At 60.3% G+C, this 23,529-nt stretch carries 26 protein-coding genes and 1 riboswitch; of the genes, 8 read left to right on the top strand and 18 right to left on the bottom strand.

From position 1 onward, the window contains the following. Positions 1-7 precede the first annotated feature (7 nt). The 9 genes from LJE63_01650 to LJE63_01610 all read right to left on the bottom strand — a co-directional run bounded on the left by LJE63_01650 (position 8) and on the right by LJE63_01610 (position 5,985). Positions 8-262 carry a Txe/YoeB family addiction module toxin gene (locus LJE63_01650; protein ID MCG6905301.1) on the bottom strand — a complete coding sequence of 85 codons (255 nt, stop codon included), beginning with the start codon at positions 260-262 and terminating at the stop codon, positions 8-10. Continuing rightward, on the bottom strand, positions 259-510 hold the full coding sequence (locus LJE63_01645) for a type II toxin-antitoxin system prevent-host-death family antitoxin (GenBank protein MCG6905300.1): 252 nt from the start codon (positions 508-510) through the stop codon (positions 259-261). Before LJE63_01645 ends, LJE63_01650 begins: the two co-directional genes overlap by 4 nt. Before the next feature lie 569 nt (positions 511-1,079). Next, the gene (locus LJE63_01640) at positions 1,080-1,256 is read right to left on the bottom strand and encodes a twin-arginine translocase TatA/TatE family subunit (GenBank protein ID MCG6905299.1); all 177 of its coding nucleotides are present in this window, start codon (positions 1,254-1,256) and stop codon (positions 1,080-1,082) included. 56 nt (positions 1,257-1,312) lie between these two features. Continuing rightward, entirely contained in the window at positions 1,313-1,645 is a 333-nt protein-coding gene (locus LJE63_01635) for a hypothetical protein (protein MCG6905298.1), read from the bottom strand. 160 nt (positions 1,646-1,805) lie between these two features. Then, complete coding sequence (locus LJE63_01630) at positions 1,806-1,955, bottom strand: hypothetical protein (GenBank protein ID MCG6905297.1); 150 nt, start codon at positions 1,953-1,955, stop codon at positions 1,806-1,808. Between the two features lie 644 nt (positions 1,956-2,599). Next, on the bottom strand, positions 2,600-3,319 hold the full coding sequence (locus LJE63_01625) for a hypothetical protein (GenBank protein MCG6905296.1): 720 nt from the start codon (positions 3,317-3,319) through the stop codon (positions 2,600-2,602). 18 nt (positions 3,320-3,337) lie between these two features. After that, positions 3,338-4,294: a UbiA family prenyltransferase gene (locus LJE63_01620; GenBank protein ID MCG6905295.1), complete on the bottom strand. Its 957-nt coding sequence runs from the start codon at positions 4,292-4,294 to the stop codon at positions 3,338-3,340. A 90-nt stretch (positions 4,295-4,384) separates the two neighbouring features. Beyond that, complete coding sequence (locus tag LJE63_01615; protein MCG6905294.1) at positions 4,385-4,597, bottom strand: hypothetical protein; 213 nt, start codon at positions 4,595-4,597, stop codon at positions 4,385-4,387. Further along, complete coding sequence (locus LJE63_01610; protein MCG6905293.1) at positions 4,594-5,985, bottom strand: class II fumarate hydratase; 1,392 nt, start codon at positions 5,983-5,985, stop codon at positions 4,594-4,596. Before LJE63_01610 ends, LJE63_01615 begins: the two co-directional genes overlap by 4 nt. A 264-nt stretch (positions 5,986-6,249) precedes the next feature. Here LJE63_01610 and LJE63_01605 point away from each other — a divergent pair, with 264 nt between their 5' ends. The 7 genes from LJE63_01605 to LJE63_01575 all read left to right on the top strand — a co-directional run bounded on the left by LJE63_01605 (position 6,250) and on the right by LJE63_01575 (position 13,429). Beyond that, the gene (locus LJE63_01605) at positions 6,250-7,128 is read left to right on the top strand and encodes a histidinol-phosphatase (GenBank protein MCG6905292.1); all 879 of its coding nucleotides are present in this window, start codon (positions 6,250-6,252) and stop codon (positions 7,126-7,128) included. 17 nt (positions 7,129-7,145) lie between these two features. Then, positions 7,146-7,333: riboswitch (cobalamin riboswitch) on the top strand. 275 nt (positions 7,334-7,608) lie between these two features. Next, entirely contained in the window at positions 7,609-8,604 is a 996-nt protein-coding gene (locus LJE63_01600) for a sirohydrochlorin cobaltochelatase (protein MCG6905291.1), read from the top strand. Positions 8,605-8,771: 167 nt separating this feature from the next. Further along, a complete protein-coding gene (locus LJE63_01595; protein ID MCG6905290.1) occupies positions 8,772-9,830 on the top strand; it encodes an iron ABC transporter permease in 1,059 nt (352 codons plus the stop codon). After that, positions 9,827-10,609, top strand: a complete 783-nt coding sequence (locus LJE63_01590; protein ID MCG6905289.1) for an ABC transporter ATP-binding protein — start codon at positions 9,827-9,829, stop codon at positions 10,607-10,609. Before LJE63_01595 ends, LJE63_01590 begins: the two co-directional genes overlap by 4 nt. After that, positions 10,606-11,586, top strand: coding sequence for an ABC transporter substrate-binding protein (locus tag LJE63_01585; GenBank protein MCG6905288.1), 981 nt, complete (start codon positions 10,606-10,608; stop codon positions 11,584-11,586). Before LJE63_01590 ends, LJE63_01585 begins: the two co-directional genes overlap by 4 nt. A 66-nt stretch (positions 11,587-11,652) precedes the next feature. Further along, entirely contained in the window at positions 11,653-12,384 is a 732-nt protein-coding gene (gene cobI / locus LJE63_01580) for a precorrin-2 C(20)-methyltransferase (protein ID MCG6905287.1), read from the top strand. Then, a complete protein-coding gene (locus LJE63_01575; GenBank protein ID MCG6905286.1) occupies positions 12,371-13,429 on the top strand; it encodes a nucleoside recognition protein in 1,059 nt (352 codons plus the stop codon). The genes cobI and LJE63_01575 overlap by 14 nt, the downstream gene beginning before the upstream one ends. Positions 13,430-13,446: 17 nt before the next feature. Here the strand turns inward: LJE63_01575 and LJE63_01570 are convergent, their stop codons facing one another. From LJE63_01570 to LJE63_01545, 6 genes are all read right to left on the bottom strand, one after another. Further along, entirely contained in the window at positions 13,447-13,896 is a 450-nt protein-coding gene (locus LJE63_01570; protein ID MCG6905285.1) for a DMT family transporter, read from the bottom strand. 195 nt (positions 13,897-14,091) lie between these two features. Further along, positions 14,092-14,799 carry an ABC transporter ATP-binding protein gene (locus LJE63_01565; protein MCG6905284.1) on the bottom strand — a complete coding sequence of 236 codons (708 nt, stop codon included), beginning with the start codon at positions 14,797-14,799 and terminating at the stop codon, positions 14,092-14,094. Further along, a complete protein-coding gene (locus LJE63_01560) occupies positions 14,792-15,583 on the bottom strand; it encodes an ABC transporter ATP-binding protein (GenBank protein ID MCG6905283.1) in 792 nt (263 codons plus the stop codon). Before LJE63_01560 ends, LJE63_01565 begins: the two co-directional genes overlap by 8 nt. A gap of 7 nt (positions 15,584-15,590) precedes the next feature. After that, the gene (gene livM, locus LJE63_01555) at positions 15,591-16,895 is read right to left on the bottom strand and encodes a high-affinity branched-chain amino acid ABC transporter permease LivM (protein ID MCG6905282.1); all 1,305 of its coding nucleotides are present in this window, start codon (positions 16,893-16,895) and stop codon (positions 15,591-15,593) included. Beyond that, positions 16,892-17,800 carry a branched-chain amino acid ABC transporter permease LivH gene (locus tag LJE63_01550; GenBank protein ID MCG6905281.1) on the bottom strand — a complete coding sequence of 303 codons (909 nt, stop codon included), beginning with the start codon at positions 17,798-17,800 and terminating at the stop codon, positions 16,892-16,894. Before LJE63_01550 ends, livM begins: the two co-directional genes overlap by 4 nt. 100 nt (positions 17,801-17,900) lie before the next feature. Beyond that, positions 17,901-19,061, bottom strand: a complete 1,161-nt coding sequence (locus LJE63_01545) for a branched-chain amino acid ABC transporter substrate-binding protein (GenBank protein ID MCG6905280.1) — start codon at positions 19,059-19,061, stop codon at positions 17,901-17,903. A 427-nt stretch (positions 19,062-19,488) separates the two neighbouring features. Here LJE63_01545 and LJE63_01540 point away from each other — a divergent pair, with 427 nt between their 5' ends. Next, positions 19,489-20,349 (top strand): NAD(+)/NADH kinase, encoded by an 861-nt coding sequence (locus LJE63_01540; GenBank protein MCG6905279.1) that lies wholly within the window; start codon positions 19,489-19,491, stop codon positions 20,347-20,349. Positions 20,350-20,515: 166 nt separating this feature from the next. Here the strand turns inward: LJE63_01540 and ahcY are convergent, their stop codons facing one another. The 3 genes from ahcY to LJE63_01525 all read right to left on the bottom strand — a co-directional run bounded on the left by ahcY (position 20,516) and on the right by LJE63_01525 (position 23,509). After that, on the bottom strand, positions 20,516-21,970 hold the full coding sequence (gene ahcY / locus LJE63_01535) for an adenosylhomocysteinase (protein MCG6905278.1): 1,455 nt from the start codon (positions 21,968-21,970) through the stop codon (positions 20,516-20,518). Positions 21,971-22,080: 110 nt separating this feature from the next. Next, positions 22,081-23,250 (bottom strand): methionine adenosyltransferase, encoded by a 1,170-nt coding sequence (gene metK, locus LJE63_01530; GenBank protein ID MCG6905277.1) that lies wholly within the window; start codon positions 23,248-23,250, stop codon positions 22,081-22,083. 133 nt (positions 23,251-23,383) lie between these two features. Beyond that, positions 23,384-23,509, bottom strand: coding sequence for a hypothetical protein (locus LJE63_01525; GenBank protein MCG6905276.1), 126 nt, complete (start codon positions 23,507-23,509; stop codon positions 23,384-23,386). Positions 23,510-23,529 lie beyond the last annotated feature (20 nt).

Here is a 23,529-nt window from a genome sequence, read left to right as displayed (position 1 = left end):
TGTGACGTCAATAATGGTAGCGCAGTTGGGCTATCTGAACAGCATCATCAGTTATTTTGTAGACGATTCGGTGTTCATCATTGATACGGCGGGACCAATATCCGGAGAGTGCCTGTTTCAGAGGCTCGGGCTTGCCGATGCCTTCAAAGGGCCTGCGCTTGATCTCATTTATCAGCCGATTGATACGGCGCAGGATTTTTGTATCGGTCTTTTGCCAGTAAAGGTAATCCTCCCAGGCATAATCTGAAAAGAACAATTTCAATCGATAAGATCCCTTTCAACACCTTTTTCATCCTCAAGTTGGACGATGGATTCGATCAAACGCCTGGTATTTTTTGGGGACCGCAAAAGGTAGGCGGTTTCCTCGAGTGCCGTATAGTCTTCAAGGGACATGATAACCACGGATTCGTTGGTTTTTCGCGTTATTATTATAGGAGAATGATCCTCGCAGACCTGTTCCATGGTTTTGGCAAGGTTTTGCCGGGCTGCTGTGTATGTAATGGCTTTCATAATTTGCCTCCTTGTACATGTACTTTTTTCTGTACAACATGATGCGTGTGGTGTCAATATCAAAGCGGCAACTTAACCTCAGTTTTCACCACGGGTGCCAAGGGACGCCCTCGGCATTTATACATTTTCAAATCGTTGCCGATTTTGCATTTAACGGCCCATGCCACGGCAAGCCCGGGTGTGTGCACCTGGGACACTGCACCATATCTTCGCTGGGATTGTTAGAGCAATTCTGGAGGCATTCCGGTCTTCATGTCTACCTTGGCCCGACATCTATTCCGGCCATACCGCAGTGGCTGGAGGCTGCCCATCGCGAAACCAACCCAAATTGGTTTTCCTCTCCTTCTAAACTTGAACAGGATAGGGCCGCCTTCCGATAATTCTCGATCAACTTTCCAAACGAAAGGTAAAAAAAGAGGCCGCCCGGATGCCGATCTGATCAGGCCCGGCATCCAATCTTTCGGTGGAAATCACCCCCGATGAGCCTCCCCGGCGGTGCTGCTTTGTTGATGCACGCAGCAGCACCGCCCTGTCATTCGGTTCCCACTCAATCTGAGGATATTGATGGGTTATTTTTTCTCTTCGATCTGATCAGCGGTAATGCTTTCGTCCTCTCTGGTGGCTTGCCGGAAATTGCGGATCGCCTTGCCCATCCCACCACCGATTTCCGGTAATTTACCAGCCCCAAAAATGATCAGAACAATAACCAAAATAACAATCATCTCCTGCATTCCGATGCCAAACATAGGGTTTCCTATATACTCCAAGAAACGGTTTCAATGGGAGCGTTAGAAATGATCATTTAGCCCTCTTTTGGGATTTCTATCTTATCGGAGCGCTTATCGAACCGGCCTTGTAAAATGATCAGTTCAGGATGAGCATCCAGCGAATCATAATTCACAACCCGTACACCTGCGTTTTGAGAAGAGTTTTCGCTGAAAACGCGGAATGCAATACTTGTCGGACCTTGCGAATGTGGTTTCATGGCACATTTCAGCCCCCAGACGTAGTCCGGGTCCATCTTTTCCTCGACCACCATAAACCTTCCGATCCTATCGGGTAGCGCCGCAGGTTTGGGCAGTTTGGGTTTGGATGCGTCTTTTTCCTCATTGCGTTGCCAAAATTTCCAGCCCATGGTTTTTCTCCTTTAATATGAAGATCAAAGTTGAACTATCAATGATTCACCTCACCGACCGCACTACGATTCGAGATGTTTTCTGTTTGTTGTTGCAATGCGAGGCATAGAACCAAATGTCCTCTACTCCAATTTGCCGGCAAACCGAGGTTTCTTTCGGCTAAAAGAAATATTTTTCCACCATCCAGAAAAGGACCGAAATGATGCCCACAACGACCAGCACCTTCCCGCCATACAGGAGGATTTCACCGCGGGTGTGGTTCTTGGGGGAGTAATCGATTTCCGGCCCCGAAGAAGGTTTATTTCCCATCCTATTGCTTGACGACACCGAAGGTTGATTACGCATAAGATCTCCTGACGCACGACCCCCAAAAGCCCTGCCACCGAATTCAGTGGAATGAAAACGGACGGTAGTCCACGAGATTCGTGCCGCATTAATTGGGGACACCACATCTAAATTGCACAAAAAGCTGTGCAATACGGTTATGGCGAGTTTTGAATTGCCTTGAGGAGTCTTACGAGTGGCGGACGGGGGGCGCCCGAATGGGACTTGCCGAATTTTCTGCACAATGGGTGACTTCGGCGTTTTCGTTGGAAAGAAAGGGAAAGGATATTCTTTTGGTAAGGTTGGCGCACTTTCTGGGCAGAACAGCCAAAAGGCCGTCGATACCGTGGAGCCGGGTTCGTTTGTAGCTGGCCAGATTGGCGGACGACGCGCTGGTCGATACCGAGGAAAAAAGGATCTCTGGGGAGGCGGTTCCGGAGTTGTCCAAGCTCTCTGCCGCCGGCGGCTCGGGGACCACCATGGACAGACCAAGTGCCAGCAGGCAAACCGTTATGGCCCAGAACCGATATTTGAAGGTAGCCCTTAACATAGTGACACTATCGCAAACTTACGGGAATCCGGTCCGCAGGCCGGCCCGCCTATTTCCACGGAAAGGCGGTCTGCCCGCCTCAGTCGCGTTCGATGGGGAAGGTCAGCTCCGCCCCGAACCAGCCGATCACACAGACCATCAGAAACATCACCAGCACCAGCAGCAGGTACAGGTAGCCCGCGCCGCTGACCGGGGTGATGACCGCGGGGTCGGCCATGCGCCAGACGAAGAGGATCCCCATCAGGGTCAGCAGGCTCAGCGAGAGCCGTTTTTTGATGGTGACCGCGCGCATGGGAGCCGAGAGATAGTTCAGCCACCAGGTGTAGAGCCCGGTGGAAATCGCCACCATGGTGAAGGGGATCCCCAGCCAGAGGCAGTGCAGGGCGGTGGCCTCGAAGGAGGGCACGCCGGTGAGCAGGTAAAGCAGGGTGAAAAACGCGGTGGCGAAAACGAACACGATGGGGAAGTGCACCGTCATGGGGTGCGGGTGGCGTCGCAACATGGGAAAGCGCTTCAGGAGACGCGCCAGTTTCTCCGGGACCTCGACCTCCGGCCCGGGCCCGCTCTCAACCAGCAGCACCCCGACCTGGGGGAAGCGCTCCAGCACGTCGGGCTGGTGAGGGGCGGCCTGGATATCGGTGGACAGGTCGGCCCCGGCCCGGTGGCGCTTCATGTGCAGCCCACTGCGCCACATCTTGCTGCCGCTGATGTCGTAGACCTTGCCCTTGTAAGCGACGTAGGTGGGGGCATCGTTTTCACCGTTAAAGCGGGCCAACTCCTCGGCCGTAAACTCCTTCATGGGGGCGTTCCTCCAGAATTAGGCGGTTGTGATGAGTTTGAGCAGGACCACCAGCAGCAGGGCCACGGGATAGTAACTGGCGCGGTTGAAGAGCACCATGGCGCCGGCGCGGGTGGGGGTGCGGTAAAGGCAGTAGGCCGGCAGCAGCAGCAGGTAGCCGCCGATTAAAAGCACCAGCCCCACGAATGGCAGCCCGAAGCGGGCCTGGGACAGGAAGAAGAGGATCAGGCTGACCCCGACGGCAATCCCCAGGGAGACCAGGATAATGCCGTTGGCGCGGGCGGTCCCGAAGCGCACCGGAATGGTTTTGGCCTTGAAGCGCCGGTCCTCCTCGATATCGGTCCAGTCGTTGGGCACGTTCTGGCCCCCGATTTCCCAGAAGAAAAGACACACGAACAGCGCCGCCACAAACATCGGCGCCGGCCGGGGGTCCACGGCGAAAACCGCCGCCACGGCCCCCGAGGTCTTGACGGCGCCGCTGACCAGGGTGCGCAGGTGGGTTACGCGCCACAGCAGGCAGTAGATCGCCTCCAGCAGGCTGCCGGCCAAAAAGACCGCCACGCACACCGGGTTGAGCAGATAGGCCCCGGCCAGCGCCAGCGCCGCCCAAGCCAGCGCCCAGAGCAGTCCTTCGCGGAAACTCAGGAACCCGCAGGCCATCGGGTGGCGAATCATGACCGCGTCCAGGTCCGCGCCGGCGCTGCAGAAACCGCCCTTAAGGGCCTTTTCGCGGTCCGCCCGGTAGTCGATGACGTCGTTGAGCGCGTAGACCGCCGTGTACCCGGCAAAGGCGGTGATCAGCCCCAGCACCGTAACCGAAAACGGCGGAAAAGCCCCCAACCACAGCAGCGCCGCGAAAGCCGGGGTGGTCATGTCGATCAACCCGTGGGGGGTGCGTGAAAGGGCCAGAAAGAGTTTCAGGCGCGACCAGCCGGTATAGGCCTGGGAAAGCGGTGGGGCGTTTGCAGGTTTCATCCCGATCCTGGTGCGGTCTCGTAAAAACAGTGGCAGCGCCGGGACCGCGGGCCGGTGCACGTTGCCGCCGTCAGGGGTTTACGGCCGGGGTCACTTCTTGAGCTTGCACTCCTTGTCCCATTCCGGGCAGGCGTCCTCCATAGGGGTGCTGTACTTGAGCATGCACTCGGAGCACTCCATTTCCACGTTAGGCACGTCGCCGAAGCGCTCCCGGATCTCCTCGGGGGAGAGGTGGGAGACGGCGCTGCAGCCGCACTGGGGACATGAGGTTTGGATCTTGAAAGTCTTGTTTTTGGCGCTCATGGGTTTCCTCCTTGGGTGAAAGGGTTTCGAAAAATCTGGTCGATCTGTTCCTCGGGGAGCAGGCCTTCGGCACGCACCACGGCTTCCACCGTCCTGCCGCTGGCATGGGCGCGCTTGGCCACCGCCGCCGCGGCATCGTAGCCGATGTGGGGCACCAGGCTGGTGGCCAGGGCGAGGCTCTGGGCGATGAAGCCGGCGGCGCGCTCGCGGTTGGCCTGGATGCCGGCAACGCATTTTTGGTCCAGGACCCGCACCGCGGATGTTAAAAGCTGCAGGGACTGCAGCAGGTTGTGGGCCACGACGGGCATCATCACGTTGAGCTCGAAATTGCCGGACTGGCCGCCGATGGTGATGGCCGCGTCGTTGCCGATGACCTGGGCCGCCACCTGCAACACCACCTCGGGGATCACCGGGTTGACCTTGCCCGGCATGATCGAGGAGCCCGGCTGGAGCGCCGGCAGGGTGATTTCACCGATCCCGCAGCGGGGCCCGGAGGAGAGCCAGCGCAGGTCGTTGGCGATCTTGGTCAGGCTGACCGCCAGGGTCTTGAGGGCGCCGCTGGTTTCCACCGCGGCGTCCCGGGCGGCCTGGGCCTCGAAATGGTTGCCGGCCTCCCGCAGAGGCAACTCCGTTTGGGCCGCGATTTCAGTGATCACGCGTCCGGCAAATTCCGGGTGGGTGTTGACCCCGGTGCCCACCGCGGTTCCCCCCAGGGCCAGCTCCGCCAGGCGGTCGGTGACACCCGCCAGCCGCGCCTGGCCCAGCGCCACCTGACGGGCAAAACCGGAAAACACCTGCCCGAGAGTCATCGGGACCGCGTCCTGGAGGTGGGTGCGGCCGATCTTGGCAACGTCGGCAAAGGCCCCGGCCTTGGCTTCCAGGGCGCCGTGAAGGCCCGCCAACGCCGGCAGCAGTTCCCGCTGCAGCATCCCCAGGGCCGCGACGTGAACCATGGAGGGGATCACGTCGTTGCTGGACTGGCCCAGGTTGACGTGGTCGTTGGGGTGCACCGGCTGCTTGGGGTCCCGGCGCCCGGTCAATATTTCGTTGGCCCGGGCGGCCAGCACCTCGTTCATGTTCATGTTGGTGGAGGTCCCCGAGCCGGTCTGGAAAACATCCACCACGAACTGGTCTGCCCAGCGGCCGTTGATAACCTCCTGGGCGGCGGCGGCGATGGCGCCCGCGACAGCGCCGTCCAGAAGCCCGAGGTCGGTGTTGACCTGGGCAGCGGCGCGTTTGACCAGTGCCAGGGCGTGGATCAGGGCCGGCGCAAAACGGGCGCCGCTGATGGGAAAATTTTCCACTGCCCGCTGGGTCTGGGCCCCGTAATAGGCATCAACCGGCACCCGCACGGTGCCCATGCTGTCTTCGAGGTTTCGATAGGTCACGGCAGCTCGTCTTTCATAGAGGCAAGCAGCGATCGGCCGAAACGCGCCGTTGCAATCCGGCGCGGCGTCAACCACCTGTCGTATTCATTAGTCGAAATGGGTAAGAAAAACAAGTCGGTAACAGTCCACCGCATTCACAGTCGTTATGATAACCATTTCTCCCGGATTTTCCAGCCGCGGCGGCCGGTTTAAGGAACGATTTGCCCCGGCAGGGGTGATCGACTATAACGGGGCCGATGCCACCCCACCCGAAAGGAGTTCGCGATGACCACCGGCACCCCCCCAGCCCTGGTATCGGTCCACGGCGGCCACAGCGGTGAATTCTGCCAGCATGCCAGCGACAGCCTCGAGGCCATCCTGGAGGCGTACGCCGCCCAGGGCTTCGCCTGGGTCGGAATCACCGAACACATGCCCCCGACCGAGGACCGCTTTCGCTACCCGGACGAGATCGCAGCCGGTCTGGACGCCCGGGCCCTGCGGGAGCGCTTCGCCCGCTATATCGCCACCGGCCGCCGCCTGCAGGCCGCCTTCGCCGGCCGGATGACGGTCTTCGTCGGGATGGAAACCGAAACCTACAGCGGCGCCGTCGCCTACGCCCGCGAACTGGCGGCCGCTTTCGCACCGGATTACCTGGTGGGCTCGGTGCACCATGTGGCCGACCACAACTTCGATTTTTCCCCGGAGGCCTACACCCGGGCCGCCCACGCCGTGGGGGGGTTGGACGCCCTTTACATCCGCTATTTCGACCTGCAGCTGGAGATGATTCAAGCCCTCAAGCCGGCGGTGGTGGGCCACTTCGACCTGGTGCGGGTCTACGACCCGGACTACCGCGCGCGCCTGGAGCGGCCCGAGATCCGAACCCGCATCCGGCGCAACCTGGCCTGCATCCGGGATCTGGGCCTGATCCTGGACTTCAACGTGCGCGCCCTGGTCAAAGGCGCCACCGAGCCCTATATCGCCGCCCCCATCCTGCAGGCCGCGCACGCCATGGGCATCGCCCTCGTCCCCGGCGACGACTCCCACGGGGTGGACACCGTCGGCCGCCACATCCCCCGGGCGATCGACCTGCTTCAGGCCCTGGGTGCAAGCACCGACTGGCCCTGCCCGGTGTCCAGGGGGCACAAATCGCCGCAGCTTGCTTGACAAACTTCCGCCGATCGTTTAGAGGGGAAAATCAAGGTGCCGTAAAGGCTTAATAGGGAATCCCGTGAAATTCGGGAGCGGTCCCGCTGCTGTAATCGGGGACGACACCCGCAACATGCCACTGTCTGGAACCCTTCAGACGGGAAGGCGCGGGTGCTCGGTTGATCCGTAAGCCAGAAGACCTGCCTTGTCATCGGCCGTTTTGCTGCGCGGATACAGAACCAACGGCCAGAAATGAGGGTCAAGTGAAACGGGTGCAGCCCTTCATGCCGTAAATCGGCTTGAAGGGCTTTTGTTTGGGCTTGGCAAAACTCCCAGCGGGACCGGTCTCTCGATGGAAAGGAGGTGCCGGAAAAAAGATCCACAACCGAGCGCCAACGTGCCCCGGCAGGAGGTTTTTTTAAGGACGACCGCCCTTCGGCGGCGGCTGGCGCAACCAACCGCTTTCTTTAGATTGCCAACCCGTAAAGGAGTGATGGAATGTTGAAAAATGCCCTGATGGCTTTTGGATCCTCTTTTCTGCTGTTCATTCTGACCGTCTCGCCCGCTGCCGCCGCCGACCACGGCCCGACCGAGGGCGTAAAATCAAAAACGGCGATCGTTCTGGCCAATTTCGGCACCACGGTGCCTTCGGCAGTCACGGCGATCGTCAACATTCAGGACGAGGTCCAGAAGGCGTTTCCCGGGGTTCCGGTCAAAATCACCTTCACCTCCAACATCATCCGCGCGGTCTGGCGGGAGCGCCAGGCCGAATCCGCAAAATGGCTCAACCAGGGCATCCCCGCCGAGATCCTCTACGTCAAGAACATCATCGCCACGGTGGGGGAGCTCATGGAGGAGGGCTACCGCAGCATCATCGTCCAGCCAACCCACATCTTTTTCATGGAGCAGTCCCACGACCTGGCCGCCCATGTGCGCGCCCTGGCCGGCATCCGCACCATGAAGGCCAAATGGCAGCCCTTTGACAAAATCGTGATGGGCCGCCCGGCGCTGGGCATGCCCGGCGACCGCTACAGCTACCACGAGGACATGGAAAAGGCCCTTAAAACCCTGGCCGCGGACGTGGAACTGGCCCGCAAGCAAGGGGCCATGCTGGTCTACATGGGACACGGCAACGAACACTGGTCCACCGGCATTTACGGCGAGGCCCAGAAAAAAATGCGCGAGATGTATCCCGATGTGGTCACCTACATCGGTGCCGTGGAAGGGTTTCCCGGAATCGATGACGTCGCCCGCTATCTGTCGCACTTTGAGAGCGGCAAAATCGTCCTCAAACCGCTTATGATCGTGGCCGGGGATCACGCCATGAACGACATGGCAAGCGACGAGCCGGACTCCTGGAAAACGATTCTCAGCGGAAAGGGTTTCAGTGTCGAGCCCGTGCTGGAAGGTCTGGGATCCAATGATCAATTTGCGCAGATTTTCGTGGCGCACATCCGGGATGCCGCCCGGGATAACGGCATCCCGCTGGAGTAGCCGCAGGGTCCCGGTCCATTGCCGCCCAACGCTCCGCTGGCCGGCAGCGGAATTGCCCGGCAGGCAACCACTGCCGCACCGGGGTGCCGGGGAGACCGTCAGGCGCTGGCCCCCGGCACCCGTTTATGGCAGGTGACCAGAGTGCTGCCGAGGGCCATTGCCAGAGGATGATGGAACCCAACTTCAAAAACCGCGTGCAACGCTCCACCGGCCTGCAGATGTTGCTGCTGACCCTCCTGCTGGGGATTCTTATCCTGGCGTCTGCGGGGCTGGGCTATATCCACCTTGGAATTGGCGAGGTGGCCCGGATCCTGGCGGCCAAAACCGCGGGGATGCCGGAAATTGCAGCGGCGCTGGACCCGGTCCACCCCGTGGTGGTGTGGGAGGTTCGCCTGCCCCGCATCCTGACCGCGGCCATCGTGGGCGGCGGGCTGGCCGTGGCCGGGGCGGTCTACCAGGGCGTCCTGCTCAACCCCCTGGCGGACCCCTACACCCTGGGGGTCTCCGCCGGCGCGGCGTTCGGCGCCGCGCTGGCCCTGCTGCTGGGCATTGACTTTTTGGGGGTCTACTCGGTGCCGCTGTGCGCCTTCATCGGGGCCGCGGGCACCCTGGCGGTGGTGGTCTATCTGTCCGCGGCGGCCGGCGGGCTCTCCTCCAACAACCTGATCCTTTCGGGAATCGTGGTGGCAGCGATCCTTTCGGCGGGCATCAGCTTTCTCAAGTATGTGGCCGACGAGCAGGTGGCCGTGATCATTTTCTGGCTGATGGGCAGCTTCGCCTCCCGCACCTGGACGGACGTGGCCCTCACCCTCGTCTGCGTCTGCCTGGGGCTGGCGGTCTTTGTCTTTTTTGCGCGCGACCTCAACCTGATGGCCATGGGCGAGCGCGCGGCCGGCTCTCTGGGGGTGGACACGCGCCGGGTCACGCTGGTGCTGATCGTCAGTGCGTCCCTGGTCTCGGCGGTGTGTGTCTCGGTCTCCGGGATTATCGGCTTCGTGGGGCTCCTGGTGCCGCACATGATGCGTGCCCTGACCGGCCCCGACAACCGCCGCCTGATTCCAGTCTCCCTGCTGGCGGGGGCCATCCTGCTGCTGGGCGCCGACACCACCACCCGGGCCCTGCTGCCCACCGAGATCCCCATCGGGGTCTTGACCGCGCTGATCGGGGGGCCGTTTTTCTGCTACGTCTTCCGCAAGCGCCAGACCATGCGGGGCAGCCGCCGATGAGCTTTGAAGTCGAATCCGTGGCGTTCGCCTACGCCCGCCGGCCCGTCCTGCAGGGGGTGTCGCTTTCGCTGGCGGCGGGCCATTTTTACGGCATTCTGGGACCCAACGGCTGCGGCAAGACCACCTTACTGGACCTTCTCGCCGGCCACCGGCGCCCGGCTGCGGGCGCCATCCGCTACCGCGGCAGGCCGCTCCACGGCTATTCGCGCCGCGCCCTGGCCGCCGAAATCGCCCTGGTACCGCAGGATTTTTACATCAACTTTCCCTTCACCGCCCAGGAAATCGTCATGATGGGCCGCTACCCTTTCATCCCGCGCTTTGCCGCGCCCTCGGCCGGGGACCACCAGCGGGTCCGCGAGATCATGGTAGCAACCGGCATCTGGCCCCTGCGCGGCGCCTTGGTCACCGAGCTCAGCGGCGGCGAGCGCCAGCGGGTGGTCTTCGCCCGCGCCCTGGCCCAGGACACACGGGTATTGCTGCTGGATGAGGCCACCTCCAACCTCGACATCGGCCACTGTCTGGACCTCTTGGCCCTGACCGCCGGTGCGGTGCGAACGGCGGGCAAAACCGTGATCGCGGTCTTCCAGAACGTCAACCAGGCGGCCGCTTTCTGCGACCGTCTGGTGTTCATGAAGGCCGGCGGGGTTGTCGCCCACGGCCCTACCGGGGAGGTGTTGCGGGCGGAGACCCTGGGGGAGGTTTTCGGAGTCAGCGCCAAGGTTTCCTTCGACGCATTTACCGGCGCCCATCAGGTCGCTTTCCGAAAGGCTGCCGCATGAAACCAGCCGCCATCCTTCTGCTGATTGTCGCCGCCGGCAGCTGGGCCGGGGCCTTGCCCGGGAGGGCGGCCGACTTCGGTCTGACCGACGGCAACCGGATCACCGACCAGGGCGGCCGGCAGCGGGTGGTGAGACAGCCTTTCGGACGGATCATCTCCCTTTACGGGGCCCACACCGAGAACCTGTTTGCGCTCGGCTTGGATCGCGAAATCATCGGCGTCACGCGTCACGAGTCGCACCCCCCCGCGGCCCGGCGCAAGCCGGTGTTCTCCTACCACGACGACCCCGAAAAGTTTCTGGCGGCCCGGCCGGATCTCGTCCTGGTGCGGCCGATGATCGACCGCGGCTACCGCCCGTTGATGGAGCGCCTGGAGAAAAGCGGGATCGCGGTGGTCTCGCTGCAGCCCGGCACCATCCAGGAGATGTACGCCTACTGGGAGATTCTCGGGGTGCTCGGCGGCCGCAAGGCCCAGGCCGCCGCCCTGACGGAGCGCTTTCGCCAGGCGGTGGCGGCCTTTGCCGGCCTCGCGGACCGGGTGGAGACCCCCAAACGGGTTTTCTTCGAGGCGATCCACAGCAAGATGAAGACCTTTTCCCCCGATTCCATGCCGATCTTCGCCCTGGAAACCGCCGGCGGCATCAATCTGGCCGCCGACGCGCCCCCCGTCCGGGACACCAACATCGCGGCTTACGGCACGGAACGGGTCCTGTCGCATGCCGCCGAGTTGGACTTCTACCTGGCCCAGCAGGGGGTGATGAACCCCGTCAGCCGGGAGACCATCACCGCAACGCCCGGCTTTGCGGTCCTCAAGGCGGTGCGTGAAAATGCGGTTTTCCTGGTGGACGAAACCATCGTGGCGCGCCCCACGCCGCGGCTGCTGCTGGGCATCGCGGCCATCGGAAGAATCCTCTACCCGTCGGTCTTCGAGCCGTCGGCGGCGGCCATTTTGCGCGCCGCGGGGCTCGACCCGCACTGAAGGCCCATCGTCAACCCCAACCGCGGCGCGGCAGCGCTTCAACCCGAGCACAGCAGAGGCAGCCCCATGACCCCACCCACCGGCACGCTATACGGCATCGGCGTCGGCCCCGGCGACCCGGATCTTTTGACCTTCAAAGCGGCCCGCATCCTGGGCCGGGTGGATGTGATCTTCACGGCCGCATCCGCCAAGAACAACCACAGCATCGCGGTCGAGATCGCCCGGCCGCACATCCCCCCCGGGACCGCCGTGCGGCGCCTGCCCTACCCGATGACCCGCGACCGGGCGGCCCTGCGCACCGCCTGGCAGGCCAACGCACAAACCCTGATCACCGAACTGGACGCCGGTCGCGACGTGGCCTTTCTCACCCTGGGCGACCCCCTGACCTATTCCACCTTCGGCTACACCCTGAAATACGTCCGGGCCGCCGCCCCCCATGTCCCGGTGGAAACCGTGCCCGGGATCACCTCCTACCAAGCGGCCGCCGCCGCCCTCAACGTGCCCCTGGTGGAGGGCGAGGAGGCGCTCTTGATCATGTCGGGGGTCAAGGGCGGCGACCGTCTGCGGCAGCTGACGATCACACCCGAAAATGTGGTCTTTTTGAAGTCCTACCGCAACGTGCGGGGCATCGCGGGGGCCATCGAGGAGGCCGGCATGCTCCCCAACAGCTTCGGCGTCCGCAACTGCGGCCACGACGACCAGGAGATCGTGCGCGACATCCGTGCGCTGGCCGAGATGCCGCCCCACTATTTGACCCTGATCATCGCCAAGCGCCCGAGGGGAAATGAGTCGGCGTAAGGGCGGCATCCCCTACCGGGCGCTGACCATATCCCTGGCGGTCTCCGCGCTGATGCTGGCCGGAGGTCTGCTGACCATCGATGGGCTGACTGTGACCCACCTTGCCCGCCGGCTGCTGTGGCCCCTGATCCGGCTGCTGGGCTTTATCGGGGCCGGCCTGGTAGCCGGCCAGCTCATCGAGGCCGCCGGTTGGACCCGCTACCTGGCGGTTCTTGCCGGCCCTCTTTTCCGCTTCGGCCGGCTGGGCCCGCACTGCAGCGCGACCTTCACCACCGCCTTTTTCTCCGGGGTGGCCGCCAACGCCATGCTTTGGGAATTCTTCAAGGAGGGCCGGATCTCCCGCCGCCAGCTTTTTCTGACCAACCTGGTCAACCAGTTTCCGGCCTTCTTTCTGCACCTGCCCACCACTTTTTTCATCGTCATCCCCCTGACCGGACGGGCCGGGGCGCTTTACTTCCTGCTCACCTTTCTGGCGGCCCTCGGGCGAACGCTCCTCCTGCTGGCCTACGGCCATTTCAGGCTCCCGGCCCCCCCGGTGGAAATGGCATCCCCCGCCGGGGACAAGCGCCGGCCGCCACCCATCAGCCGGCGGGAGGACATCTGGCCGGCCATCCGACGCAAGTTCCCGCTGCGCCTGACCCGTGTGGCGCTTTACGTGGTGCCCATCTACATCGCCGTTTTTCTGGCCGGCAGCGCCGGCCTTTTCGACCAGGCCCGCGCCTGGCTGACCCGCTACGTGGTCACGACATTCATCCCGATGGAGGCGCTCTCGGTGGTGGTCCTGAGCTTCGCCGCGGAGTTCACCTCGGGCTTTGCCGCTGCCGGCGCGCTGCTGGAGGCCGGCGTGCTCACCACCCGGCAGACGGTCCTGGCGCTTTTGATCGGCAACCTGGTGGCCTTCCCGATCCGGGCCCTGCGCCACCAACTGCCGCACTACATGGGGATCTTTGCGCCGGTCATGGGGGTCCAGCTCCTGCTGCTGGGCCAGGGGTTCCGCGTCCTGAGCCTGGCGGCGGTCGGGGCAGTCTACTTTCTGTTGACCTGAAAACTCCTTGGAAGGGTTTAGAAGCGCCGCACCAGGACCACGCCGGCGACGATCAGGGCCGCACCGACCAGCCGCCAGGGGGTCAGCGGATGGGGCTGGTAGCCCAGCAGGCCGAAATGATCGAGTCCCAGGGAAACCAGCATCTGGCCGGCGATAATCAGCGCCACCATGGCGGCTGCCCCTAATGCCGGGGCCAGAACCACGGTGGCCGAGACGAAGAAGGCCCCCAGAAACCCGCCGGTCCAGACCCACCAGGGGGTCCCGGCGGAAAGCCCTTGCAGCGTCAGGGGCCCGCGGGTCAGGAGGCCATAAACGATCAGGGCGGCCGTGCCCACGGCGAAGGAGATCGCGGCGGTCCACACCGGGGAGAGGGTCCAGCGGTTGAGCTGGGCGTTGATCCCGGCCTGGGTGGGCAGGCAGGCCCCGGCGACGAGCGCCAGCAGAATGTAAAACCAAAGAGAGGTCATGCGGGGGAGTGTCCAATCAACCCGACGGGCGGCGCTAAGGGTCGCGGTAAAGAATAATTCCACAAGATGGCGCCGGATTTTGGTTCGTCACCAAGGCGCATTCGTCGACGCATATCGCGATATGTGTCGGCGGATGCAACGCCGGTGACGGGCCAAAAGACAAGCAAGATTGTGGAATTATTTTTTACCGAGGCCCTAAATACCGAGGTAGGCTTTTCTGACCGCTTCATTGGCCAAAAGGCTGGCGGCCGCATCGGCCAGGGTGATCCGGCCGTTTTCCATGACATAGCCCCGGTGAGCGACCTTCAGGGCCAGGTTGGCGTTTTGCTCCACCAGGAAGATGGTGGTTCTCTGCTCCTGGTTGATTTTCCCTATGATCTCGAAAATCTGGCGCACCACCAGGGGGGCCAGACCCAGGGAGGGCTCGTCCAGCAACAGCAGCCGGGGACGAGCCATCAGCGCCCGGGAAATGGCCAGCATCTGCTGCTCCCCGCCGCTCAGGGTGCCGCCGGCCTGGTTGCGGCGCTCGGCCAGAATGGGAAACAGTTGGAGGACATAGTCCAAGTCGGATTTGATTTTTGCGTTGTCCTTGCGCAGGAAGGCTCCCATGTCAAGGTTTTCTAAAACGGTCAGAAACGGAAAGATCCGCCGCCCCTCGGGCACCTGACAGATGCCCAAGGCGACAATGTCGTTGGGGGCCATGTCATGGATAGGTTTTTCTCCAAAAAGAATTTCCCCTCGGCGCGGCGGAACAACGCCGCAGATGGACATCAAAGTGGTTGATTTACCAGCGCCGTTAGCACCGATCAAGGTCACGATTTCACCTTCCGAAATTTCAAGGGTAACTCCTTTGAGGGCTTGGATATTGCCGTAATAGGTATGGATTTCATTCAGTTTAAGCATCAACCTCTTCTCCAAGGTAGGCCTTGATCACTTCGGGGTTGCGGCTGATTTCCCGAGGCGTACCAGCAGCGATCTTTTTGCCGTAGTCGACTACATAGATTAGATCACAAAGGCGCATGACCAGTTTCATGTCGTGTTCAATGAGCAGGATCGATATTTTTTCCTTGTTGCGCAACTGCTCTATAAGAAAATCAAGTTCCCTGGTCTCCTGGGCGTTCATGCCGGCGGCCGGTTCGTCCAGCAGCAGCAAAAAGGGTTCTGTGGCCATGGCTCGGGCGATCTCCAGGCGGCGCTGGGCGCCGTATGGCAGGTTTTTGGCGAACTCATTGACAAAGGCGGCCAGACCAAACTTCTCCAGAATGCGATAGCTGTCAACAATCACTTGTTTTTCTTCTTTGCGCGCTTGGGGCGGACGGAAGATGGCTCCCGGGATGCCGGTGTGCAGGCGGCAATGACGACCAATCATGACGTTTTCCAAGACGGTCATGTTTTGGAAGAGGCGAATGTTCTGGAAGGTGCGCGCCATTCCCTTGGCCGTGATCTGATCCGGTTTAAGACCATTAAGCCGGCAAGTTTCGCCCGTTCCCGGTGTGGTGAGAGTTATCTGACCGCAGGTGGGGTTATAGATGCCGGTGATGCAGTTGAACAAGGTGGTTTTGCCGGCACCGTTGGGACCGATTAGAGCTACGATTTCACCTTTGTTAACCACCAGGTCGACTTGGTCCAGGGCCCGAAGGCCACCGAAATCCATGGTGAGTTGGGAGACTTCCAAAACAGTCTGCATGGGATTATTACTTTCCATGAATTGGGTTGGTACCCTCGAACTTGTAAACCCGTCGTACGTTGCTGATCAATCCACCTGGCCGAAAAACCATCATCAGTACCAGCACCAAGCCAAAAGCCAGCATGCGGTATTCGGAAAAAGCACGGAAATATTCGGGCAGCAATTTTAGGGCGAAGGCCCCGCAGATAACCCCCACGATGGAACCCATTCCACCCAGCACCACGCAGCATAGTATGATTACCGATTCCCAAATGGTGAAACTGGCCGGGTTGATGAAAGTGGTCTTGGCGGCAAACATCACCCCACCCATGCCGGCCCAAGTCGCACCCAAGGCGAATGCGCTTAGTTTAGTTCGGGTTTTGTTGATGCCCATGGCCTGGCAGGCGACTTCGTCCTCCCTTAAAGCCATCCAGGCGCGGCCGATACGCGAATCCTGCAGGCGGCGCACCACAAAGATGGTAAACAGGCTCAGGCCGATCATCAGGTAGTAGATAAAAATATGGTTCTGGTGAAGGCTGAACTGCATACCAAAGAATCCCGGGCGGGGGATATTGGCAATTCCGCTAGGGCCAAAGGAGAATTCATTCCAGTTTTCCAGGACCAGTCGAATGATTTCTCCGAAACCCAGGGTCACAATGGCCAGGTAGTCACCCCGCAACCGCAACACGGGAAAACCGAGGATGATACCGAAAATGAAACCCATGGCCCCTCCGATTGGCAGAGCCAGCCAGAATCCGATCCCGAAATGATAATTTAGCAGGGCATAGGAGTATGCGCCTACGGCATAAAAAGCGACGTAACCCAGGTCCAACAATCCGGCCAGACCCACCACGATGTTCAATCCCAAAGCCACCACCACATAGATCAGGGCGGTGGTCATGATATCGATTTGATAAAGAGAAAAAACCTGGGGGAAGATCAAAAAGAAAATGGCCACTGCGAGAATGGCAGGTCTTGCCAATCGCGGATTTTTGATGATTTTTTGGCTAAGGCTTAAAGAAGTGGTCTCTCCACTTTCGCGTTGCTTGCGGCCGGCCTCCTTGCGGCGGATAAGGTAGCGCCAGAGATAGGAGAGAAAAAAGACGCCGATGCCCACCATAGCTACCCGGGACCAGCGCCATTCAATGGTTTTATAGATGGTATTGACGCGGATAGCCATTATCGGGAAGGTCAGGAACATAAACCAGATGGCAGCCAGCACTGATTTTTTCAACTCATCCCAGTTCAATGGCGATACGGCCCCGGCACTGGCGTGAGGACGCACTCCAAGCACTTGGCTTTTCGGAGAGTCAGGTGTTTGGGATCGCTTCATACCTTATCGGTCTCCTTGCGGCCCAAGATTCCAGATGGTCGAAAAATCAAAATAAAGACCAAAAAGAGGAAGGCAAAGACATCCTCATAGTCGCTGGAGATGTAGCCGGTAAAAAAGCTCTCGGTCCAGCCCAGCACCAGGCTGCCCAGAACGGCACCGGGCATGCTACCGATACCGCCCAGAACCGCGGCCACAAAGGCTTTTATGCCGGCAATAAAACCGATGTAGAAGTTGATCTGGCCGATGTGCGAAGCGATCAGGATACCACCCAGGGCTGCGGTTGCCGATCCGACTACAAATGTGGTCGAGATCACTCGGTTGACATCCACCCCTACCAGCATGGCCATCTCCTGATCCTGGGAGGTGGCACGCATAGCCTTGCCCATGCGGGTGAACTTAATCATCACTGTCAGCAGAACCATAACCACGGCGGTGGTGACATAGATGACAATCTCCGATGAGCGCACGATATGCTCGACGGGCTTGAGAAATTTAAACTCAGGAATCAAATTGGGAAAGGGCAAAAAGTCGGAGGTTTGGGCTAGCAGAACGTAGTTTTGCAAAAACAGCGACATGCCAATGGCGCTGATCAGAGCCGATAAGCGGGGGGCCTTGCGCAAAGGCTTGTAGGCGATTTTTTCCATGGTCCAGCCGTAGGCGGAAGCATAGACCACGGCGGCCATGGAGGCGATCACCAAGATGGATAGACTGTTCCAACCCGATAAAGTCATCAGGCCGGCCACGATCAGGCCGGTGAAGGCGCCAATCATGTAGATTTCACCATGGGCGAAGTTGATCAGCTGAATGATGCCGTAGACCATGGTGTATCCCAAGGCGATCAGAGCGTAGATGCTGCCGCGGGTCAAACCGCCTAAAAACATTTGAAAGAAATAATCAATGTTCATCGACTCATCTCACCCTTTTCAGCCATGACTGAAACCGTCCGGTAAAAATTAGGGAACAGGCGGCGGTGCGCCCGTTCCCCAATTAATTCGCCGCATTGGCTTATATTACTTCTTCATAGGCACCATTTTTGACCTGATACATGGCAAAACCCACACCAATGGCGTCCCCACGCTCATCAAACTTGATAATTCCCAGCGGTGTGGCTACCCACTCGTTGCGCAGCACGTTGACGATGTCGTTATAATCGGTGGAGCAGGATTTTTCCACCGCGTTGATCAGGGCTTGAGCAGCCGCATAAGCATTCAGAAAGAAGGCGCCCGGATCCTCGCCATACTTTTTCTTGTGGGCTTCGACGGCTTCGATGGCAAGGGGGTTATTGGTGGTGTCCATAGGACCGGTGGCATAAACGCCTTCGGCATATTCGCCGGCCACTTTGATAAAGGTATCGTCCTTAACACCATCATCGGAAATAAAAATGGTGGTCATGCCTTTTTTGCGCATTTGAGAGACAATTTTAGAGGCTTCTGGATGATAGCCGCCAAATATGACAGCTTCAGCACCGGACTGGTCGATCTTATTGACCACCGCGGAGTAATCCACAGCTCCGGGAGTAACGCCTTCGTATAAGACCACTTCACCGCGCGAATCGGCTTCGATGAAGCCTTTGGCAAATTCGGCCAATCCTTTGCCGTAATCGCCCTTGTCGTGCAGCACGGCAATCTTTGAGACTTTCAAAACGCCTAAGGCAAATTCCACTTCCAGCTTTGCCTGGGCATCATCCGAGGCAATTGTGCGGAAGAAATTGGGATAGTCGCCGCTCTGGGTAAGGGCCGGGTTGGTGGCTGACGGCGACATGGCCACGAGGTTTGTGTCTTTGTAGATTCCCAAGGCAGCCTTGGTGGCGCCCGAACAGATGTGGCCCAATACGGCATGGACGCCTTCGCCGGCGACCTTGGTAGCCGAACTGGTGGCTATTTCAGGCTTGCAGACATCATCTTCCACTACCAACTCAATGGATCGGCCGTTGACACCGCATAGGGCATTGCGCCGTTCCATTACTAACTCGGCCGCACGCACGGTGGGAATTCCATAAGAAGCCAAGTCACCGCTGTGGGGTCCCACTACGGCAATTTTAACCGGCTTGACTTCTTCTTTTTGAACGACCACAGTTTCTTCCTTTTGCGAACATGCGACAACAAGGGTAATGGCCAGCATGCCTGCAATTGATATTGCCAAAACACGAGAATGACGTTTTAACATAATCTCCTCCCTCCTGATTGACGGTTTAAGAACCAAACATTGATGGCAATAACGATAAAAAGGGCAATTTCCGCCTTGCGCAGTATCTCTGGGTCCCCTAAGGCGCAGATAAGTAGTCCTTTAATCCGCGAGATTTACGCGCCGCAACTTGACCCTTTTACAAAACTTTCGGATTTTTGACCTTTTATCGCTTCAAGAAAATTCCGCTCACGTAAAATGAGTTTTTTATAGAGATTCAGCGTAACCTCGTCAAGTCAAAAGAATTTTGGGATCTTTCCAAAAACCCCTTGCCGTTTTGAAATTATCCTTATAATTGAAATCTTGTTGCCGGCGTTCATCAGCGCATAGACTTCTGAGCTGTTGCCGACGGGCAGGCACGGCGATTTTCAACCCTGAATTGGCAGCCCGCAACAGGAAGGCGGTACGGTTGGCGAAGCGGATCGGTTTGGTGGTCAAAAATGACCCGGAGGCCGGCAGGAAGGCGGATGCCTTCGAGGAGTGGCTCAAATTTCGGGGGTGTACGGTGGTCCGCAAGGAGAGCACCCTGCCGATCAACCGGCGGATTTCCGAAGGCGCCGCCCCCCCGGCGCCGGCGGATCTTTTCTGCGTTTTCGTGCTGGGCGGCGACGGCACTTTCTTAAGCGCCGTGCGGTGGATCGGGGATCAGCCCATCCCGATTCTGGGGGTAAAACTGGGAGAAGTCGGTTTTCTGGCCGAGATAACCGAGGACGACCTGTTCAACGCGGCCGATCGGATTCTCGCGGAGCCCTTTTCAACCCAGTCGCGCATGCGCCTGCTGGTGCGCGTGCTGCGCCAGGGCAAGGAGGTGATTCGCGAAACGGTCCTAAACGACATCGTGATCAACAAGGGCGCACTGGCGCGCCTGGCCAACATCCGGACCTCCATCGACGATCATTACCTCACCACCTTCCGCGCTGACGGTCTGATCATCTCGACCCCCACCGGCTCCACCGCCTATTCCCTGGCGGCGGGCGGCCCGGTGGTCCACCCGGCGGTTCCCGGCATCCTGATTACGCCGATCTGCCCCTTCACCCTCACCAACCGGCCGGTGATCGTCCCGGAAGAGGTCTGCATCATGCTTCAGTTGGACGCCGACTCGGCGGATATCATGCTGACCTTTGACGGCCAGGCCGGCCTCGACATCGACGGCAACGACAGGATCATCGTCACCAAGGGCTGCCACCCCGTCCGGATGATCACCCTGCCCGGACAGAACTATTTCGACATACTGAAGGCCAAGCTGCGCTGGAGCGGCGGCCGGGTCTGAGGGCCTCGGCAAAAAATAACTCCACATCTTGCTTGTCTTTTGGCCCGTCCTCGGCGTTTCATCCGCCGGCACATATCTCGATATGCGCCGACGGATGCGCCTTGATGACGAACCAAAATCCGTCGCAATGTTTTGGAATTATTTCTTACCGCGACCCTGAAAAAATTTAATAGCGATAATAGTCGGGTTTATAGGGGCCTTCGACCGAGACCCCCAGATAATCCGCCTGCTCCCGGGACAGCCGGTCCAAACGGACCCCGATCCGCTCCAGGTGCAGCCGCGCCACTTCCTCGTCGAGCTTTTTGGGCAGCGTGTAGACCCGCTTTTCCAGGTCCTTGCTGGCCAGCTCGATCTGGGCCAGACACTGGTTGGTGAAGCTGTTGCTCATGACGAAACTGGGGTGCCCGGTGGCGCAGCCCAGGTTGACCAGGCGGCCTTCGGCCAGCACGATAATGGAACGCCCGGATGCCAGAGTCCAGCGGTCCACCTGGGGTTTGATCGGGGTCTTGCGGCAGGCGCTGTTCCGGTAGAGGTAGCTCATCTCGATTTCGTTGTCGAAATGCCCGATATTGCAGACGATGGCCTCGTCCTTCATCGCCTCCATGTGCGCGCCGGTGATGACGTTGATGCAGCCGGTGGCGGTGACGAAAATATCGCCGCGCTCCACGGCGTCCTCCATGGGCATGACCTCGTAGCCCTCCATGGCGGCCTGCAGGGCGCAGATGGGGTCGATTTCGGTCACGATCACCCGGGCACCGAAGCCCCGCATGGACTGGGCGCAGCCCTTGCCCACATCACCGTAGCCGCAGACCACCACCACCTTGCCGGCGATCATCACGTCGGTGGCGCGCTTGAGGCCGTCGGCCAGGGACTCGCGGCAGCCGTAGAGATTGTCGAATTTGGACTTGGTCACGGCGTCGTTGACGTTGATCGCCGGAAAGAGCAGGGCCTTCTGGTTGGCCAGGTGGTAGAGGCGATGCACCCCGGTGGTGGTTTCCTCGGAAACTCCCCGGATCCGGGCGGCGACCCGCGTCCAGCGGCCGGGGTCCTGGGCATGGCTGAGGGCCAGACGGGCCATCAGGCACTTCATGTCCTCGCTCTCGTAGGATTTTTCTAGCAGGCCGGGGTCCTTTTCAACCGCCACCCCCTGGTGAACGTAGAGGGTGGCGTCCCCGCCGTCGTCTACGATCAGGTCCGGCCCACTGCCGTCCGGCCAGGTGAGGGCCTGCTCGGTGCACCACCAGAACTCCTCCAGGGTCTCGCCTTTCCAGGCGAAGACCGCCGCGGCCCCGGAGCGCGCCACGGCCGCGGCGGCGTGATCCTGGGTGGAGAAGATGTTGCAGGTCGCCCAGCGGATATCGGCCCCCAACACTTTGAGGGTTTCGATCAGCATGGCGGTCTGGATGGTCATGTGGAGGCTGCCCATGACCTTCATACCGGCCAGGGGCTGCCGGGCGCCGTATTTTTGGCGCACGGCCATCAGCCCCGGCATCTCTTTTTCGGATAGTTTCATTTCCCGCGCGCCCAGCTCGGCCAGGGAAAGATCGGCCACCTTGTAAGGCAGGCTGAGATCAAGCGCCAGGATTTGGTTGCGGGGTATATCGGCAGGTGCGATCGGCATCTTGCGGTTCTCCTTTTCAAATCGTCTTTGGTTGTCGTCCGACGAGGATTAAAAAACCGGGGCGGTCCGCAAACCGCCCCGCCGCCTCCGTCGCCTGGATGAGAAGAAAATCAGAGCCCGGCTTTCTCCCTGATGGTCTCCGCCATGTTGGTTTGCTCCCATGAAAATTCGGGTTCGGTGCGGCCGAAATGGCCGTAGGCCGAGGTCTTGCGGTAGATGGGGCGCAGCAGGTCGAGGTATTCGATGATGGCCGCCGGCCGCAGATCGAAAACCTCGCGCACGATCTCTTTGACGCGGCACTTGGGAATTTTGCCGGTGCCCATCAGGTCGACCATGATCGAGATCGGTTCGGCGACCCCGATGGCGTAAGCGATCTGGACTTCACATTTCTTGGCAATCCCGGCGGCGACGATGTTCTTGGCGATATGGCGCCCCATGTAAGAGGCGCTGCGATCCACCTTGGAGGGGTCCTTGCCGGAAAAGCACCCGCCGCCGTGGCTGCCCTGGCCGCCGTAGGTGTCCACGATGATCTTGCGACCGGTCAGGCCGCAGTCGCCCATGGGGCCGCCGATGACGAAACGGCCGGTGGGGTTGATGAAGTACTTGGTGTCGCCGTCGGTCATCTTGGCCGGAATGACCTTCTTAATGACCTCTTCGATGATGGCCTCGCGGAGGTCTTCGTAGGTCACGTCCGGCTTGTGCTGGGCGGACACCACGACGGCATCCACCCGTTTGGGGGAGCCGTTTTCGTACTCGATGGTCACCTGAGTCTTGCCGTCGGGACGCAGGAAGTCAAGCGCCCCGTTTTTGCGCACCACCGCCAGCCGCCGCGAGAGCTTGTGGGCGTACATGATGGGCATGGGCATCAGCTCGGGGGTTTCATCCGATGCGAAGCCGAACATCAACCCCTGGTCGCCGGCGCCCTGGTCTTTGTAGAGCCCTTGGCCGACATTGACCCCCTGGGCGATGTCCGGCGACTGGTGGTCGATGCTGGTGATCACCGAGCAGGTCTGGTAGTCGAAGCCCATCTGGGAGGAGCAGTAGCCGATATCGCGGATGGTGTCACGCACGATCTGGGGCATGTCCACGTAGCACTCGGTGGTGATTTCACCGGCGATGAAGGCCAGGCCGGTGGTAACCATGGTGTCACAGGCCACGCGGCAGCTGCGGTCCTGGGCCATGATGGCATCCAGGACGGCATCCGAGATCGCGTCGGCAACCTTGTCGGGGTGGCCCTCGGTCACCGACTCGGAGGTAAAAAAGAATTGTTCATTGCTCATCGTTCACTCCTTGGTGGTAAAATGCCCGTAAGATTTCCGCTGCGGGCCTTTGCGGTCAGCCCTCTGGGTAATGCATCGGGTGATGGCCCACTTGTCGTCCTCTTAGGGGCAAACCTTGATTGGGATCAGTCGGTCAGGTCGGCGTCAAAAGCGCGTTGTCGATCAGGCGCGCCGCCCCCACCTTGACGGCCAGCGCCATCAGCGCCGACTGGGCGACTGACGCCACGTCCTCCAGGCTGTGAGGGTCGCAGATGCGCACGTAATCGATCAGGGATGCGG

The organism is Desulfobacteraceae bacterium, assembly GCA_022340425.1.
GTDB lineage: Bacteria > Desulfobacterota > Desulfobacteria > Desulfobacterales > JAABRJ01 > JAABRJ01.
The sequence above is the reverse complement of the archived record's forward strand: the minus strand, read 5'-3'. Positions and strand labels throughout refer to the sequence as shown.